We start from the raw sequence: 17,209 nt of genomic DNA, 5'->3' as shown, positions 1-17,209 counted from the left end.
CCCGGATAAGGCGACGCTAGGCTTGGGAGACGTGCGCTACTTCTATGACACCGAATTTATCGAAGATGGACAGACCATTGAATTGGTCTCCATCGGCATCGTCGGTGAGAATGGCAGCGAGTACTACGCTGTGTCTACGGATTTTGATCCGGCAAAGGCCAATTCTTGGGTAAAAGACAATGTATTAGCCAAGTTGCCCAGCCCCCGGGATCCAGTGTGGAAACCTTTGGAGACCATCCGCACGGAGGTCTTTGAATTCCTGACCCAAAGTTCCACTCCGATAGAGCTGTGGGCGTGGGTGGGAGCCTACGATCACGTGGTATTGGCGCAGTTGTGGGGAGATATGGCCGGGCTGCCTAGGCGGATGCCGCGCTATACCCGCGAGCTCAAGCAGTACTGGGAGTTTGCAGGACGACCAAGCTTGCCCGCCGTGCCAAAGGGCAATCATGATGCGCTTGTCGACGCCCGCCATAACCTTGCCAAGTTCCGTGTCTGCGCCCAGGTGCTTCCGCTCTCTAAGGGCAATAGAATCAATATCTAGAATTTAACTAACGCGCTATAGGTCCTTAATGGTTAAATAGCAGTGTGAGTTGGACAGTAGATATTCCGCAAGGCGTTCTCCCGGACCTTCCACCATTGCCTGAGGGCATCGAGGAAGTCTTCCAAGACGTCATCAAGCGTGATGCAAAGCAGCAGCCAAGCTGGGATCCCTCCCAGGCCAATAACGTGCGCAAAATTCTCGAATCCGTGCCTCCTATCGTGGTTGCGCCCGAGATTGAAGCGCTCAAGAAGAAGCTGGCAGACGTTGCCCTAGGCAAGGCTTTTTTGCTGCAAGGCGGCGACTGTGCAGAAACGTTTGAGTCAAATACCGAGCCGCATATCCGCGGCAATGTGAAAACGCTGCTGCAGATGGCCGTGGTGTTGACCTATGGTGCCTCGGTTCCCGTGGTGAAACTGGGCCGCATCGCCGGCCAGTACGCCAAGCCGCGTTCCTCTGATACGGATTCTAACGGTCTGTTGAACTACCGCGGTGACATTGTCAATGGCGTGGAGCCAAGCGAGGAGGCGCGCCGTCACGACCCCGCCCGCATGATCCGCGCCTACGCAAACTCTTCGGCGGCAATGAACCTGGTACGTTCGCTAACCTCGTCTGGAACTGCGGATCTCTACCGCCTGCATGAGTGGAACCGTGAGTTCGTGCGTAAATCTCGCGCTGGTGCCCGCTACCAGGACCTAGCCCGTGAGATCGAAAACGGCCTGAACTTTATGAATGCCTGCGGCGTGCACGATGACACCTTGCGCTCTGCCGATATCTACTGCTCGCACGAAGCATTGCTGAAGGACTACGAGCGCTCCATGCTGCGCTTGGGCTTGGATAATAACGGCGATACCAAGCTCTACGATCTTTCTGCGCACCAAGTATGGATTGGTGAGCGCACTCGAGGTATCGAAGATTTCCACGTGAATTTTGCGGCGATGATTGGCAACCCAGTGGGCATCAAGCTGGGGCCAGGGATAACCCCAGAGCAGGCCGTGGAGTACGCAGAAAGGCTCGACCCGAACCGTGAACCTGGTCGCCTGACCATGATTTCGCGCATGGGCCACGATAAGGTCCGCAGCGTTCTACCTGCCATCGTGAAGGCAGTGGAAGACTCAGGCCACAAGGTGGTTTGGCAGTCTGATCCGATGCACGGCAATACCTTTACCGCATCCAATGGTTATAAGACTCGCCACTTTGACAAGATTGTGGACGAGGTCCAAGGCTTCTTTGAGGTCCACCGTGAACTGGGCACCCATCCGGGTGGCGTGCACCTCGAGTTCACCGGTGAAGACGTCACCGAGTGCCTAGGCGGTGCCGAGGACATCACCGACGTGGACCTGCCGGGCCGCTATGAGTCTGCCGTAGATCCGCGCTTGAATACACAGCAATCGCTAGAGCTGTCCTTCCTCATTGCGGAGATGCTGCGTAACTAAATCCACAGGTTCGGCGTCATGCCATAAAGCGAAGAACCGAACCACCACCCGCCGATCGCCACCGCGCCAACAGCAATCGCTACCACTAGTAGGAAAAGAACTAGTGAAAGCGGATTGCGGTTGGTCAGCGGACGCTCGGCGGGTTCTTCTTGTGCGCTGTGGACCGGTTGCTCAGGGACAGACGCCGGCACCGGTGGTGGCGCAGATGCAGCTGCCGGGGCAAACGGTTCGAGGGGGGACTCGGCCGTGGAATATGGCTGCGGTTGTGGCTGCGGCCCTGGAGCGGCCTCCGCCTGAGGCATATCCAGTTTTGTTTCAAAACTAAGGCGCTGCGGCGGGATGACTTCTGTCGGGCCACCGTCAAGATGCTCCGTTTCGTCCTGCGAGATGCTGCGAGTGGGCTCAAAGATCTCGGTGGCTCCTGTGCCAGAAAAATCCGTAGGAGCCTGTGCCGTGCGCGCTGCCGCAGCGTTCCTTGGCACGGGGATGGTCACGTCTGGGAGATCGAGCTCTCGGCAGACGTCATCGAGTGCCTCGAGAAACTCGCCGGCGTCGGAGAAGCGCTCACGGGGATCACGGGCGGTGGCGGTGGCCACGAGGGCGTCGACAAGCTTGGGCACACCAGAGATACGCGACGACGGCGCGGGGACGTCGGAATTTAAGCGGGCCGTGGCATGCGCCATGGGAGTATCGCCAGAGAAGGGAACGGTGCCGGTAAGCAGCTCGAAGAGGACGATACCGGCTGAATATACATCCGAGGCTGGGGTAATTTCCTCACCTGTTACTTGCTCTGGCGCAAGGTAGGACACGGTGCCCACAATCATGTTTGTCGTGGCTTCGGCATTGGTGGCGCGCACCAGCCCAAAATCGCCCACCTTTACTCGGTGGTGGGAGGTAATAAGCACATTATCGGGTTTGATGTCGCGGTGGATGAGCCCGGTGGAATGCACCTCCTCTAGGCCGCGGAGAACATTGCGCAGGGTAGAGGTGGCCGCCTGCACTGGGAAGGGGCCGCCTTCGGCCAGAAGCTCGCGCAGCGTACCGCCATCGATGAGTTCCATGATGAGGTAGATGGGCTCACCATCGGCCGAAAAATCGTGAATAGCCACGAGGTTGGGATGCTGCAAACGAGCCATGGCGCGGGCCTCGCGCGAAAAGCGCTTGATAAAGACTGGGTCATCGGAATAGCGCTCGTCCATGACCTTGGCCGCTACCGCTCGCCCAAGCCGCATGTCCACGCAACGATAGACGGTAGACATGCCACCGCGGGCAATGGGGCGATCGATGCGGTAACGGTTTTCCAGCACGTCACCAATTTCCAACCTAGTCATGCTTCCCAGTATGGCTGATCCTCTAGCCCGCGTTAAAGTAGAGAACGTGACTAATGCAGAAAAATCCCTAGATACCTTGCTCGCTAACGAAGAACTGCTCAGCATGCAGCAAGTAGCAGAAAAGCTAGACTTGCCCATTACGCGCGCCTATGACCTGCTGCAGGACCGAAAGTTCATCGCCTGGGATTCCCCAGAAGGAAAGCGGGTGCCGCTGGCCTTCTTCAATGATAAAGGTGTCATTGCCAAGCATGTGACCGCGGCGATTACCGTATTGACCGACGGCGGCTATAAGGACACCGAAATCTTCAAGCACCTCTTTACTGAGGATGATTCACTGCCGGGCCGCCCCATCGATGCCTTGCATGGTCACCTCGCCCGCGAGGTTATCCGGCGTGCTCAGGCTGCCGCTTTTTAGGCACGCCTTCAAATATCCACTGAATGGCAAACCATGCCACCACGATCATCCCGATGACCCAGAACCAGTTGTAGAGCTGGTGATTGCCATCGCCGGAGAAGGAGACGCCGATAAACAGGGCCACGCCGGAGGCGAATTTAATAAGCCATAATGGCGGCCGGAACGTGCCCATCAGGGTAAAGATGGAGGCGTAATACCACGGCAAGGTCACGGCATTGAAGACAAAGGCGACCTGGTAGGCGGCTGCGGTGCCCATGACAGCGTCACGGTCGTCCTTGCGGCATAGCCACCACACCGCCACCAGTCCGATGAGCATGCAGACCATTGCGATGCTGCGCAAGACAGCCAGGATGGCGTTATAGGAAGCATCCGGCATAAAGATTTGCACGGCGGGGAAGATTACATCAGTGGCTAGGGTTGGCCCCGCAAGCGGGTTGATCACCTTGGAATTGCCGCTTACCTGAGACAACCAGCCCCAAGACGTTCCCGAAATCCATGTGATGAGGGCTACCGCAGCGATGATTTCTACCAGCGCAGTTAGGCCAGAAAGCACAAAGACGAATAGCGACCGCCACTTGCTAGAGCCTTTGGGCGCGTAGTAGTGAAGCATCATCCATACAATGAAAGGTGCCGCAATGACGGCAGTGGCCTTCATCGCCACTGCCGTGCCTACGAGGAGGAGGGCGGCGTGGAAATGCCTGTTCAAAGCTGCTAGCAGCCCGATAGATACGAGACCCACCATGAGAGATTCATTGTGCATGCCGCCGATGAGGTGCAAGATAATGACTGGGTTTGCCACGCCGAGCCACAAAGCTACCGCCGGATCAGCGCCGAGTTTCGAAGCGATGCGGGGGATAGACCAAGCGATGGTGATAAAACCTAATAGGGAAAGAACCTTATACGCGGCGACACCTGCGGTGACGTTGTCACCCACCAAGCCGGTGACCAATTCACCTATCCATAAATGAAGGGGGCCATAGGGCGTGGTGGTATTGCGCCAGTCCTGGGAAACCTCAAGAAGGAAGGGGCCTGGATTGACAGCAGCACCTTCGGTATAAGGATCGAAGCCGTCGCGGACCATTGCGCCCTGCATGAGATAGGAATACACATCGCGCGAAGCCAGGGGACCGGCAAATACAAGGGGAGTGACCCAGGCAAAGAGGATGCGCTGGATATCGCGTAAGCCGCCCTTGGGGCGAGGGTTAGTAAGCTGCGGGCGAATAATGGTGCGCCCAGCGAGTACCCAAGCCGCAGCTAAGAGGAAAATGCCCACCCAGTACAGCGCAAGACCGAGATTGCGCCCGTGACCATAAGACAAGAAGCCAATATTTAGCGCCTCAAGGAGCCCGCCGCGGTTCCGGGTAGCGCCGCCGGAGAATGAGGCAAACAGCAAAATACAGGATGCCGATAATCCCAGTGGTAGCGCGCGCGGAATGGGAAAGGAGTACGTCTTTGACACGGCAAAAACCTACTTGTGGCGAGCCGTGGCCTTGATTGCCAACTGCTCTAGGGTTTCGGTTACCGCGGGATCTACTCGTGCGGCGCGCAGGTGCTGCAAACCGGATTGCGTCAGTGATGCGATGCGGCGCTCAATCTCTTCCGGTGCGCCCGAATCAGCGATAATCTGCGCTAAGCGCGATAGCTCCTGGGGATCTGAGGTGTGACCGATGAGCTTGCGTAGGGTGGCCGCAGCCTGCGGGTCGGATTCATCCGCGCGACGAAGCGCTAGCGCCAAAAGCTCGGTGCGTTTTCCTTCGCGCAGATCATCACCGGCAGGTTTGCCGGTTACGGCGGGATCGCCAAAGACACCCAATTGATCGTCGCGCAACTGGTAGGCAATGCCGATATCTTGCCCGTAGCCGCGGAAGGCTGCGATAAGTTCTTCGCTAGCACCGGCAATCGAGGCGCCCAAGTGCAATGGGCGTTCAATGGTATAGGCGGCCGTTTTATAGCGGTTGACGGAATTGGCAAGCTCTACGGATTCGGAACCGGCCGCCTCCAAAGAGATATCTAAAAGTTGTCCGCCAATGACTTCAGTTCGCATGCCGCGCCACGGGCTGCGAGCTCGGTGTAAAGCTGCCGCACTAAGACCGGAGTCCTGGAACATGTCCTCCGCATACACCAGCGCTAGATCGCCGACCAAGATTGCTACGGACGTGCCAAAAAATTCTGGGTCCCCCAAGTATCCCGACTCGCGGTGCAGCTTTTCGACGCCTCGGTGCACCGTAGGATTGCCGCGCCGGGTATTTGAAGCATCGATAATGTCATCATGGATGAGCGCACATGCCTGGATAAATTCCAGGGAAGCGGCCGCACGGAGCATGGCCTCCGGGTCTTCTTCTCCGCGACCAGCAGCGAGGTATCCTGCCCAGGCATAGGTGGGGCGCACCCGCTTGCCGCCGTCAAGCACGAAGGATTCCAAAAAGCTCACGGCCTTAGTTACAGGGGCACCAATTGCGGCCACCTGCTCTCGGCGTTGATCAAGAAAGGCAGCGAGTTCTTCGCGTACCGCACCGGGAATGTCCGCCAGCTCAGGAATATTTTGCATAGTCACATCCCACACGATACCGCCTAGAGCACTTAAGAAATAACAGAGGTTTACAGCGGCAGCCTAGCGCCCAAGATGGCAAAAGGGCGGGCATCGGCGGGGTAGAGGTGATTGCGGAGGACATCGAAAAAACCGGCGGACCTATAGAGGCGGAAGGCACCGTTGTCCTCGTTTGGTACTTCAGGCGTGGACAATAGGGCATAACGCGCCGGGGCATTCCATAACAATCCCTCTAAGAGCTTTTTACCCAGGCCGTGTCCCTGGTATTGCGGCAATACGTGGATCTCCGCCAATTCGTAGTAGTTGCGTACGATGTCCCACTGCTCTTCAGTGGGACCGCCTTGCAAACGTAGCCCGCGACGAAGCTCAGCGTCCCACCAGCTATCCGGAGAACCTAGAAACCCATAGGACACCCCAACGATGCCGTCGTCCTGGGTGGCTATCTGCGCGCTGAATCCAGGGCGCGTCAAGTCACGTCGCCAGCTGGAGATGCGGCTGTGCACGATGGCGGGGTTGTAGTTCATTGCCTCGATATGGATTTCAACCAATTGAGGGGCCAGTAAGGAAAACTCCGGCGGGGTTAGGCGGCGAATTTCAAAGCTCACAGTATCTATGACACCAGAAGTCTGGCCCAGAGGCGGACAGTGGGGCGAACTCTGTCTTTCGGACGCGGTGTTAAAAAGTCGAACAATCGGCCTTATAGAACCTTGTGCGCAGGGTATACCCTTGTCTAATTCGAACAGGTGCACTATTCTTAAGGGTGAAATGTCCGGCGGCTTCCTTAGGGTCAATGGGCAAAACCAACGACGTTATTTATTTAGTTAAGGACAAAGGCAATGGCACAGATTATTTCGGCAACGCGTACCCGTTCTAATGGCCGGGCGGGCGGCAAGCGAGCGCGGTTCCTCTTTCAGGCTCGAGAATTATTGGATGCCGCACGCGGTTATGCGGCTGAAGGGCGGTTCGATCAAGCTTTAGAGGTGGCGTACCAATCGGCCCTTCGCACCGCGGGGGCGCGGGTAGCTGCATCGGCGGTGGCTCGACGTCGCCGCCTCCCCTCTAGCGCATGGGACCGGCTAGCGCTCGTAGGTGTGGAGGAAAAGCGGTGGGCTGAATCTTTTAAGGGCTATTCGCGTACCCGCGCTCGCGTAGCGTCGGGCTTGGATGAAGTCCCGGGCGGGGATTTTGTCTACGGTCTTATGCAGCGTGCTGCACAGTTCTTGGATGAAAGTGAGTTAGAGACTTCTTTTGGCTCTTTTGCTGCGTAGTCACTGCGTGGGGGCGCTCACTACCTTTTAGGGAACATACTGATTATTCTGGGCGTTAGTATAAGTAGAACTATTGCCGCCCGAAGCCCAAACCCTAGTTGGAGGAACAGTGTCTCTTTCTGAACAGGAGCAGCGTACGCTCCGTGAAATTGAGGAATCGTTACTTGCTGATGATCCTAAGTTTGGCGCTTCCGTTTCTGAGCCTGCGTCGTTCGGTGGCTCTGGCGGCGCGGTAACCCTGCGTGGCGTAGCACTCGTTGTTGTCGGTCTATGCATGCTCATTGGCGGTGTTGCCCTCGCACAACAGAGCCTGTGGTTTATTGCGCTTTCCATTGCGGGCTTTTTAGTGATGTTTGCCGCTGGTGTGTGGATGCTGCGCGGTGATGGCTCCGGCTATTCGGTGGAGAAGCGTGATTCTGGTGTCCGTGCAAAGAAGTCTGCCGCCCGTAGGGGTGGAGTCAGCGATAAGCTGGAGGAAAACTTCCGCCGCCGTTTTGAGGGGCGTTAGCGCTTTTCATTTTCAAGCTCACCCCGGTCGACCCAGTAAAGGTTGACCGGGGATTTTTGTATCCAACCAAAATTCCCCACTTTGCCCCACCGGAGAAGCGTTCGGTGGGCTGTTGTGGGGTAGCTTTCCCGTTAGTCCAGTCAAAACGCCTTGATAACACAGGATATGGGGGAGGTGAGGGAATCGGGGCGCATTATATTGGTGTTGCGGGTGGTGCGTAAGGGGTGGCTGTAGTGGGCTGTCAAGGTCTTTTAGGGGATTTCTTCCCACTGAAGAAACCGCTATCTAGCTGCGGGAAATTGTGGACTAACTGAAAGACACGCGGCAATAAGTGGGTTAGGTGGGGGAAAGTGGGGTAGAGTGGGGCGCAGCGGAGGAAAGAGGGGCTTCAACGTCTCGATTCTGAAGTGAGAGAATCCGGAGTTTTCGAGTAAGGAAGGTGGATGCCGGGATGTTTCTCGGAACCTACACTCCGAAGCTCGATGACAAAGGACGTCTTACGCTTCCGGCAAAGTTTCGCGATGAACTCGCGGGTGGCCTTATGGTCACCAAGGGGCAGGACCACTCGTTGGCCGTGTACCCACGGGAGGAGTTTGCGGCACGAGCACGGAAGGCAGCGGCGGTTTCTCGAACCAACCCAGAAGCACGCGCTTTCATTCGCAACTTGGCAGCAAGTGCGGACGAACAGCGACCGGACGGGCATGGTCGAATCACGTTGTCCGCGGGGCATCGGGAGTACGCGAACCTGTCCAAGGAATGCGTTGTGGTTGGCTCTGTGGACTTTCTCGAAATTTGGGACGCGGCCGCGTGGGCCGAGTACCAGTCGCAAACTGAAGATGCTTATTCGGCCGCAGATGCCGATGACGTACTGGCGGGCTTGCTCTAAGCCTGCACAAGAGTGCGTGTAAGGACTCTGTCCGAGGCGGATGATTCTGGTGTACTTCCCCGATATCAGAAACCTGCCTCGGACAGGGCCCTATACGCACTCGCATGCTTTCCACCACTGGAAGTCCGGGATTCGAAGAAAGGGGGTTGCGGGGAGACATGGCTATTGAAAACCTAAATTATGACGTGGCTGATAATCACGGCCATGTGCCTGTCATGCGCGAGCGCATGGCCGATCTCCTGCGCCCCCAAGTAGAAACGGCGGGGGATAATGCCGTGCTTGTTGACGCCACCTTGGGCGCCGGCGGCCACACCCGCTATTTTCTAGAAGCTTTCCCCAATGTCCGAGTGATTGGCGTAGACCGCGATCAGCAGGCGCTGCGCAACGCAACCGAACGTCTAGCTCCTTATGGCGATCGCTTCATTGGCGTCAACGCTCGCTTTGATGAGTTGGGCAGTGCCATTGCGGAAGGCGAGGGCTATAACTTTGATCTGGCCCGCAGCGTTGGCCTTGCGGGAGCCCTCTTTGACCTTGGCGTTTCTTCGATGCAGCTCGATCAGGCGGATCGCGGATTCGCGTACAAGACGGATGCACCGCTGGATATGCGTATGGATCCCTCGCAGGGGATTACTGCGGCGGATGTGCTCAACACCTATTCGCACGGTGATTTGGCTCGGATCCTCAAGACCTATGGCGATGAGCGTTTTGCCGGGAAAATTGCCTCGGCTGTACTGAAGGAGCGCGGTAAGGAGCCTTTCACTAACTCCGCGCGCTTAGTTGAGCTGCTTTACGACGCCATTCCGGCCGCGACCCGGCGTACAGGGGGACACCCCGCGAAGCGCACCTTTCAAGCCTTGCGCGTCGAGGTCAACCGCGAGTTGGAGGCTATCGAAAATGTGCTGCCGGTTACTACCCAAGCACTATCGGTAGGAGGCCGTGCCGTATTTATGAGTTACCAGTCCTTGGAAGACCGCATCGTGAAGGCGGCCTTTAAAGAATTGACCACGTCCACAACTCCGGCCGGACTGCCAATGGACCTTCCTGGCACCGCGCCGAAATTCACAATCGTGACGCGAGGCGCGGAAAAGGCCTCCGAAGAGGAGATTGCAGAAAATTCCCGGGCCGCGTCGGTGCGTGTTCGTGCCATCGAAAGGCTCGAGGGAATGCCAGAATTTCTACCGCCGGGAGGCAGGCCATGAGCACAATCCCACGTCGAAACCACCTAAAGACTGACAGCCGCGACAGAGAGGCCACTCGCACCATGGGCGCCAGCCGAGACTTCACCACCGGAATCGATACCGGAGCCCCGACGGCGCTGCGTGAGCGTCCCAGCACGAAGCGTGCCCCGAGCCGCACCCGGGTTCCGCACCGCAGCCGCAGCACGAACCGCCTGGGATCGAAGCAGGTTGTTAGCTTCCGCGGCCGGCAGCTGCAGCCGCAGACTAAGAAGAGCGGGCTGTTTGCCCGCCTGTCTGTCATCGCGCTTACGCTTCTCATCGTCGGCGTAGCTGTGGCAATGTGGCTGTCCGGTTTGTCTACCAAGCAAACCTTTGCCATCCAACAGCTCACCGTTCAGGATTCCCAACTGGATAACCAGATTGAAACCCTCAACCGTGATGCAGAAAATCTCAGCTCTTCTGCAGACATCGCGCGCCGTGCGGATGAAATGGGCATGGCCATTCCTAAGCAGCCAGGTATTGCGGAAGTCGGCGGCGATGGAAAGATCGTCGATAAGCGCGAAGGCACCCCGGATACGGAAAAGCTTATTGACGTAAACGGAGAACCTATCCGCCCCAGCCAAGCTTCCAGCGACCCGAAGGATACTGAAGGCCTCTCGGATTCCTTAAACGCCGTGCCGCAAGGCCAACAGCGCACCACCCGCGGCGGTGATGCCGGGAATACCGGCGCCGCGCAGGATGACGCGCGCCCCAACCTTCCCGCACGTGCGCCGTACGCCAGCCGCGCCGAGTAGTCGGAGTAGCTAGGAAAGAATATTCGGTGAAAATGATGATGCTCGCGCGTGGTGGCGCGGGCATTCTGACTTTTGTAGGGCACAATCAATACACGCAAGAAATTGTGGCGGAAATAGGGAAGGTGACATTGGACTGTGACTACGCCAAGTAGGGCTAGGCGCCGCCCGCGCCGCACCACCAGCTCCGCGGTGCCGCAAAAGAAGCTGATGCGCAAGCGTCTGCGCATTATCGTCTCCGTGGTGCTCGTGGCTATGGTTGTCCTTGTCGGCCGACTAGCCTGGGTGCAGCTCGTATGGGGTCCGGACCTTTCCGCCAAGGCCGTAACTCAGCGCGAGCGCGTCTATATTGAGCCGGCCCGTAGGGGAGAGATTTTAGACCGCGACGGCCAGCGCTTGGCTTATACGATGAAGTCTCGGTCCTTGACCGTCTCACCTACTCGTCTGCGCGATGAGCTAAAAGACAAGGCCGAAATCGAGGCCCAGAATGACGGCTCGACTGAGGGCATGGACGATAAGAAGCTCGATAGCTTCCTCAACCAGAAAATGGAGGAGACCCTCAAAGACATGGCGGAGGGAATCCCGAAGATGATTGAGGATTCGGGAGCTTCGACCTCCAAGGTGGAAAAGGAAGACATTCTTAATAAGCTCAAGGCCGATACCCAATACGAGGTATTGGTGCGCAATGTCGATCCGGATGTAGCCGTAGAGATTTCCAATAAGTACCACGGAGTAGCAGCGGACCGGCAAGACATTCGCCAGTACCCCAATGGCGCTATTGGGGAGAATGTCGTGGGCAAGGTATCCATGGATGGCCATGGCCAATTTGGCTTCGAGGCCGCGCGCGATACGGAACTAACCGGCATTGACGGCCAGTCAACCGAGGACGTATCCGCGGATGGCCAGGTTATTCCGGGCACGCTCCGTGATGTCGTTGATACCGTTGATGGCCGCGATGTCACCCTCACCCTCGATTTGGATCTGCAGACTTATGTGCAGCAAAAGCTGGAGAAGGCCAAGGCCAATTCCAAGGCTTCTGGCGCGGAGGCTGTGGTCCTTGATGCTGCGACCGGCCAAGTCCTCGCCATGGCCAATACCGATACCGTAGATCCCAACAAGAATATTGAGGATCAGCTCGATGAGGGCAAAGACTTTGAAAACCACAGCGTCTCGCACCCTTATGAGCCAGGCTCTGTAGCCAAGGTGGTTACCGCCGCTGCCGCATTGCAAGAGGGAGTGACCACCCCGGACGAGGTGCACCAGGTTCCGGGATCCATCGATATGGCGGGTGTGACCGTTAACGATGCGTGGCAGCACGGCACCGAGCCCTATACAACGACCGGCATCTTTGGTAAATCCTCCAATGTGGGCACCTTGATGCTTGCCGATAAATTGGGCCAAGAAAAATACGCGAAGTACTTGGAAAAGTTTGGTTTGGGTAATACCACCGGCGTAGAACTACCGAATGAATCTGCCGGTAGCGTGCCGGACCTGGAGCAATGGTCCGGCGGCACCTTCGCCAACCTGCCCATTGGTCAGGGCCAGTCCTGGACCACCTTGCAGATGGCGAGCGTGTACCAAACATTGGCAAATGGCGGCGAGCGCATCGAGCCGCGCATCATTGACTCTGTGAAGGGGCCAGACGGCAAGGAAGAAAAGCTGGAGGAGCCAAAAAAGACCCAGGTGATAAGCCCTGAAACCGCCAAGACAACGGTGGATATGTTCCGGGCCGTCTTCCAAGACGATGACGCTGGCCTGCAAAATGGCACGGCCGGTAATGCGCAACTCAAGGGTTATCAGCTCTCCGGCAAGACTGGTACAGCTCAAAAGGTCGATCCGAATACCGGGGCCTATTCGAACTCCGCCTATTGGATCACCTTTGCCGGTATCGCACCGGCCGATGATCCGCGCTTCGTCGTTGCCGTCATGTTGGATGAACCCAAATCCGGTGTGGAGGACAATGGAGGCGGCGGCCAATCGGCAGCGCCGATTTTCCGAGACATCGCCTCCTGGCTGCTCAACCGTGACAATATTCCGACTTCGAAACCAGCACCGCGGCTGACCCTGCGGGCACAATAGGAGCTTAGTATGACCGTTTCATTGGATACTCTCGCCCAGCTTTCTGGCGGGCGCGTCATTGGTGATGCCTCCGTGGAGGTCTCCGCGTGCGGGCTGGATTCTTCCCGTCTGCCTGAGGGCGCGCTTTTTGCCGCCCTGCCGGGCACACGTGCACACGGCGCGCAGTTCGCCCGCGATACTAAGGCTGCGGCTGTGCTTACCGACGCCGCCGGACTCGACCTGCTCAGCCGGGCCCAAGAGACCCGCCCCATTGTGGTGGTGGACGATATTCGTGCCGTGCTCGGTCCGATTTCCGCTGAAATTTATGGCCACCCCACCCGGGAACTGACGGTCATTGGCGTCACCGGTACCTCCGGCAAGACCACCACGAGCTACCTGCTTGAAGCTGGTCTGCTCCATGCTGGGCATTCCGTGGGGCTTATCGGTACCACCGGTACTCGTATTAACCGCACCCCGGTTCCTACCTCGCTTACTACTCCCGAGGCACCTACCTTGCAAGAGCTATTCGCGCGCATGAAAAGCGAGGGCGTCACCCACGTGGTGATGGAGGTATCTTCGCATGCACTGGAGTTGGGACGCGTGCGCGGAACCCGGTTTGCCGTGGGCGGGTTTACGAATTTAAGCCAGGATCACCTGGATTTTCACCCCACCATGGAGGACTACTTTGAAGCTAAGGCCAAGCTCTTTGCTGGGGAACAGGCGGCCGAGCAGGCTGTAATCTGCCTCGATGATGAGTGGGGCGGGCGCATGCGCGGCGTCGCCGAGAGCGCTGGCCACCCCGTAACCACGGTGGCCACTCAGGGGGCTGCGGCCACGATTTCTGCGCACCAAACCGCCACCGAGGCTACCGGCGCCCAAGAGGTCGCCTTGAACTATGACGGTGCCGATTTCTCCTTCCGGTTGCCACTGCCTGGCGAGTTCAATATCGCCAATGCCTGTTTGGCGCTGGGCATGGCCGTAGCGGTAGGAGAGGAGCCGGCGGAGTTCCTCTCGGGCGTGGAAAAGGTCGCTGTTCCCGGCCGTATGGAGCGCATCGACCGCGGCCAAGACTTTGTAGCCGTGGTGGACTATGCCCATAAGCCGGCAGCTATCGCCGCGGTGCTTGATACTCTGCGCGGCCAACTAGAAGGAACCAAGGGGCGCGTCGGCATCGTCGTCGGCGCCGGCGGAGACCGTGATAGCTCAAAACGCCCCATCATGGGCGCTGCCGCGGCCACCCGCGCTGACCTCACTGTGGTCACCGATGACAACCCACGCTCTGAGGACCCTGCCACTATTCGTGCTGCGGTGGTGGACGGTGCACGCGAAGCCGCGCCCCAGGGCGATATTCGTGAGGTAGGTTCTCGTGCCCGTGCCATCGATGAAGTCGTTGACTGGGCCGAGCCAGGCGATGCCGTCATCGTCGTCGGCAAGGGCCACGAGGTGGGCCAACTTGTTAACGGGAAAACCTTGCACTTTGATGACCGCGAAGAAATGGCACGCGCCATCGAGAAGAAACTGGCCGGAACCCTACAGCGCGATACCCTTAGGGATGCGAAGGAGTAGTCATGATTCCACTTTCTATTGCCGATATTGCCGAAATCACCGGGGGCAGCCTCGATTGCGTTTCTGACCCAGACCAGCGCGTTACCGGGTTCATCGAATTCGATTCCCGGAAGGTAACCAAAGGTGGGTTGTTTCTTGCCCTGCCCGGCGCCCGAGTGGATGGCCACGACTATGCGGAAAAGGCCGTTGAGCAGGGCGCTGTAGCGGTGCTTGCCGCGCGGCCGGTCGGCGTTCCGGCGGTCGTCGTCAAGCCTCAAGGCCGCGTTACCGGTGATGCTGCGAACGCGGATATCTATGCTCACGACGAGGACGGCTCTGCCGCTGCGGTTGTCCAGGCGCTGTCCGATATTGCCAGGGAAGTCACCCGCCGCCTGACCGCGGAGCAGGGCCTAGAGATCGTCGGTGTGACCGGCTCAGCCGGAAAGACCTCCACCAAGGACCTGCTGGCCACTATTTTCCGCGCAGAGGGCGATACCGTTGCCCCTCCTGGTTCCTTTAATAACGAGGTCGGCCTGCCCTATACCGCTTTGCGCTGTGATGAGCACACTCGCTTCCTTGTTGCCGAAATGTCTGCCCGCGGAATTGGCCATATCCGCCATCTGACAACCATTACCGCACCCACCGTGGGCGTAGTGCTCAACGTCGGCACCGCTCACCTAGGCGAGTTTGGCTCGCGTGAAAACATCGCCCAAGCCAAAGGCGAGCTTGTGGAGGCCTTGCCCTCGGCCGCTGAGGGCGGGGTCGCTGTGCTCAATGCCGATGATCCCTTCGTCGCCGGCATGGCGCCACGCACCTCAGCAAAGGTCGTTTACTACTCGGCAAATAAGCCGCCGGCTGCCGACGCCCAGTACTACGCCAGCGATATCCAGCTCGATGATGTGGCCCGCCCCTCGTTCGTGCTGCATGCGCCGGGCACAGACCCGCTTCCAGTAAAACTGCAGGTCTTTGGCCGGCACCAAGTATCTAATGCTTTGGCAGCGGCGGCCGCAGCCATTGAATCAGGCATGGACCCGCAGGTGGTAGCCAGCGCGCTATCGGGGCACCAAAATGCCTCCGAACACCGCATGGACGTGCGAACCCGCCGCGATGGAGTCACCACCATCGATGACTCCTATAATGCCAATCCCGATTCCATGCACGCGGCGATTGCCGCGCTGGCCTATACCTCAGCCGCTCGTCCGGATGCCCGTGCCATCGCCGTGCTCGGTGAGATGGGAGAACTCGGCGGCGAAGCGGTGGCTGCCCACCGCACATTGGGCGAGGTCCTTTCCAAATACCACGTTGGCTACCTCGTGGCCGTGGGAGATAACGAGAATATGAGGGCGATGGTCGAGGCCGCACGGGCGCAGGGTATAAATACTACTATCAGCCCAGATGTTGACACCGCTGCGGCGGCGGTCGAAGACATCATTAGGGTAGCGCCTGCCGGCATCGAAGACTGGGCGGAGCGCGAGGCCAAAGACGTTGTCCTCATCAAATCATCGAATGCCCAGCGCCTGTGGCGCGTGGCAGAAAAGCTCAATCGCCGTTAGTCCTCAGTACAAGGAGAAAGACCTCTAGCAATGACTCAGATCATTATCGCGGGCATCCTCAGCTTCCTCGTCGCGATTTTTACCACTCCCATGTTGGTCCGCTACTTTTCCGGCGTAGGCAAGGGGCAGGAAATCCGCGAGGATGGGCCACAGCTGCACCTACGCAAGCGCGGCACCCCAACCATGGGCGGACTGGCGATTTTGCTCGCCATCACTGTGGCCTACCTTGTGGTGGGCATTTACGCCCGCGTGACGGGCAACGGTGGCTTTAGCCCCTCCGGTCTCTTGGTCTACTTCCTCACCATGGGCTTGGGCGGACTGGGCTTTGCCGATGACTTCATCAAGCTGTTTAAAAAGCGTAACCTCGGCCTCAATAAGACCGCCAAGCTGGTAGGTCAACTAGCCGTCGCGCTTATCTTCGGCATCTTGGCACTGCAGTTCCCAGATGCACACGGCTTGACCCCGGCGTCTACAAACCTGTCCTTCGTCCGCGATTTTGACACCTTCGATATCGCCGTGGGCGGCGCCATTATCGGCACCATCGTTTTCTTGGTCTTTCTCTATCTACTCATCGCGGCGTGGTCGAATGCCGTAAACCTCACCGATGGCCTCGACGGTTTGGCCGCCGGCACCACTGCGATGGTCATGGGAGCCTACGCGCTCATTTCCTTCTGGCAGTTCCGCAATTCTTGCGCGGTGTCGCCTGCGGCGGGGTGCTATGAGGTCCGTGATCCACTCGACCTCGCCGTGCTGGCTGCAGCTGGCCTGGGCGGTTGCTTGGGCTTTTTGTGGTGGAATGCCGCACCGGCGAAAATCTTTATGGGCGATACCGGCTCACTAGCACTCGGTGGTCTCGTCGCTGGCCTGTCCGTGACCACCCGTACCGAGCTGCTCATGATCATCATCGGCGCCATCTTCGTTATTGAGACGGTCTCCGTGGTTATCCAGATCATCGTCTTCCGCAGCACCGGAAAGCGCTTTTTCCGCATGGCGCCCATCCACCACCACTTTGAAAACGGTGGCTGGGCAGAGACCGCCGTGGTCACTCGCTTTTGGTTGCTCAGCGCCATGGCCGCCATTGCCGGCGTATGCATCTTTTATGGTGACTGGCTGTCCGCGGTCGGTTTTAGTTCTTAAGACTCACGCCTTCTAGC

16 protein-coding genes are annotated in these 17,209 nt (G+C 58.2%); 12 read left to right on the top strand and 4 right to left on the bottom strand.

Annotated features, from left to right (window positions below; translation table 11 throughout):
* Positions 1-31 precede the first annotated feature (31 nt).
* Positions 32-541, top strand: a complete 510-nt coding sequence (locus WMQ00_RS02795) for a polyadenylate-specific 3'-exoribonuclease AS (protein ID WP_023021185.1) — start codon at positions 32-34, stop codon at positions 539-541.
* Between the two features lie 44 nt (positions 542-585).
* Positions 586-1,974, top strand: a complete 1,389-nt coding sequence (locus WMQ00_RS02790) for a class II 3-deoxy-7-phosphoheptulonate synthase (protein WP_340440649.1) — start codon at positions 586-588, stop codon at positions 1,972-1,974.
* Here the strand turns inward: WMQ00_RS02790 and WMQ00_RS02785 are convergent.
* Positions 1,971-3,305 carry a protein kinase domain-containing protein gene (locus WMQ00_RS02785; protein ID WP_023021187.1) on the bottom strand — a complete coding sequence of 445 codons (1,335 nt, stop codon included), beginning with the start codon at positions 3,303-3,305 and terminating at the stop codon, positions 1,971-1,973. The genes WMQ00_RS02790 and WMQ00_RS02785 overlap by 4 nt on opposite strands.
* Before the next feature lie 10 nt (positions 3,306-3,315).
* Here WMQ00_RS02785 and WMQ00_RS02780 point away from each other — a divergent pair, with 10 nt between their 5' ends.
* A complete protein-coding gene (locus WMQ00_RS02780; RefSeq protein ID WP_023021188.1) occupies positions 3,316-3,720 on the top strand; it encodes an Rv2175c family DNA-binding protein in 405 nt (134 codons plus the stop codon).
* On the opposite strand, the gene WMQ00_RS02775 is transcribed toward WMQ00_RS02780, so the two are convergent.
* Genes WMQ00_RS02775 through WMQ00_RS02765 form a run of 3 tightly spaced genes read right to left on the bottom strand, consistent with a single transcriptional unit; the run spans position 3,689 to position 6,873 of the window.
* A complete protein-coding gene (locus tag WMQ00_RS02775) occupies positions 3,689-5,179 on the bottom strand; it encodes an alpha-(1->6)-mannopyranosyltransferase A (RefSeq protein WP_023021189.1) in 1,491 nt (496 codons plus the stop codon). The two genes, WMQ00_RS02780 and WMQ00_RS02775, sit on opposite strands and share 32 nt — an antisense overlap.
* Before the next feature lie 9 nt (positions 5,180-5,188).
* Positions 5,189-6,268 carry a polyprenyl synthetase family protein gene (locus WMQ00_RS02770; RefSeq protein ID WP_034655886.1) on the bottom strand — a complete coding sequence of 360 codons (1,080 nt, stop codon included), beginning with the start codon at positions 6,266-6,268 and terminating at the stop codon, positions 5,189-5,191.
* Positions 6,269-6,318: 50 nt separating this feature from the next.
* Positions 6,319-6,873 carry a GNAT family N-acetyltransferase gene (locus WMQ00_RS02765; RefSeq protein ID WP_023021191.1) on the bottom strand — a complete coding sequence of 185 codons (555 nt, stop codon included), beginning with the start codon at positions 6,871-6,873 and terminating at the stop codon, positions 6,319-6,321.
* A gap of 231 nt (positions 6,874-7,104) precedes the next feature.
* Here WMQ00_RS02765 and WMQ00_RS02760 point away from each other — a divergent pair, with 231 nt between their 5' ends.
* The 9 genes from WMQ00_RS02760 to mraY all read left to right on the top strand — a co-directional run bounded on the left by WMQ00_RS02760 (position 7,105) and on the right by mraY (position 17,192).
* Positions 7,105-7,536, top strand: a complete 432-nt coding sequence (locus WMQ00_RS02760) for an SAV_6107 family HEPN domain-containing protein (RefSeq protein ID WP_200288860.1) — start codon at positions 7,105-7,107, stop codon at positions 7,534-7,536.
* A 109-nt stretch (positions 7,537-7,645) separates the two neighbouring features.
* Positions 7,646-8,044 carry a DUF3040 domain-containing protein gene (locus WMQ00_RS02755; RefSeq protein WP_023021193.1) on the top strand — a complete coding sequence of 133 codons (399 nt, stop codon included), beginning with the start codon at positions 7,646-7,648 and terminating at the stop codon, positions 8,042-8,044.
* Positions 8,045-8,495: 451 nt separating this feature from the next.
* Positions 8,496-8,930 carry a division/cell wall cluster transcriptional repressor MraZ gene (mraZ, locus tag WMQ00_RS02750; protein WP_005324499.1) on the top strand — a complete coding sequence of 145 codons (435 nt, stop codon included), beginning with the start codon at positions 8,496-8,498 and terminating at the stop codon, positions 8,928-8,930.
* Between the two features lie 158 nt (positions 8,931-9,088).
* Entirely contained in the window at positions 9,089-10,129 is a 1,041-nt protein-coding gene (gene rsmH / locus WMQ00_RS02745; RefSeq protein ID WP_432417961.1) for a 16S rRNA (cytosine(1402)-N(4))-methyltransferase RsmH, read from the top strand.
* On the top strand, positions 10,126-10,902 hold the full coding sequence (locus tag WMQ00_RS02740) for a hypothetical protein (RefSeq protein ID WP_200288861.1): 777 nt from the start codon (positions 10,126-10,128) through the stop codon (positions 10,900-10,902). Before rsmH ends, WMQ00_RS02740 begins: the two co-directional genes overlap by 4 nt.
* Positions 10,903-11,109: 207 nt before the next feature.
* Positions 11,110-12,978, top strand: a complete 1,869-nt coding sequence (locus WMQ00_RS02735; protein ID WP_034655422.1) for a peptidoglycan D,D-transpeptidase FtsI family protein — start codon at positions 11,110-11,112, stop codon at positions 12,976-12,978.
* A gap of 9 nt (positions 12,979-12,987) precedes the next feature.
* On the top strand, positions 12,988-14,523 hold the full coding sequence (locus tag WMQ00_RS02730) for a UDP-N-acetylmuramoyl-L-alanyl-D-glutamate--2,6-diaminopimelate ligase (protein ID WP_200288862.1): 1,536 nt from the start codon (positions 12,988-12,990) through the stop codon (positions 14,521-14,523).
* Positions 14,524-14,525: 2 nt separating this feature from the next.
* Positions 14,526-16,055 carry a UDP-N-acetylmuramoyl-tripeptide--D-alanyl-D-alanine ligase gene (locus WMQ00_RS02725; protein WP_200288863.1) on the top strand — a complete coding sequence of 510 codons (1,530 nt, stop codon included), beginning with the start codon at positions 14,526-14,528 and terminating at the stop codon, positions 16,053-16,055.
* Positions 16,056-16,085: 30 nt separating this feature from the next.
* On the top strand, positions 16,086-17,192 hold the full coding sequence (mraY, locus tag WMQ00_RS02720; RefSeq protein WP_023021199.1) for a phospho-N-acetylmuramoyl-pentapeptide-transferase: 1,107 nt from the start codon (positions 16,086-16,088) through the stop codon (positions 17,190-17,192).
* Positions 17,193-17,209 lie beyond the last annotated feature (17 nt).

The organism is Corynebacterium sp. KPL2825 (genome assembly GCF_037908445.1).
Classification (GTDB): domain Bacteria; phylum Actinomycetota; class Actinomycetes; order Mycobacteriales; family Mycobacteriaceae; genus Corynebacterium; species Corynebacterium kefirresidentii.
The sequence above is the reverse complement of the archived record's forward strand: the minus strand, read 5'-3'. Positions and strand labels throughout refer to the sequence as shown.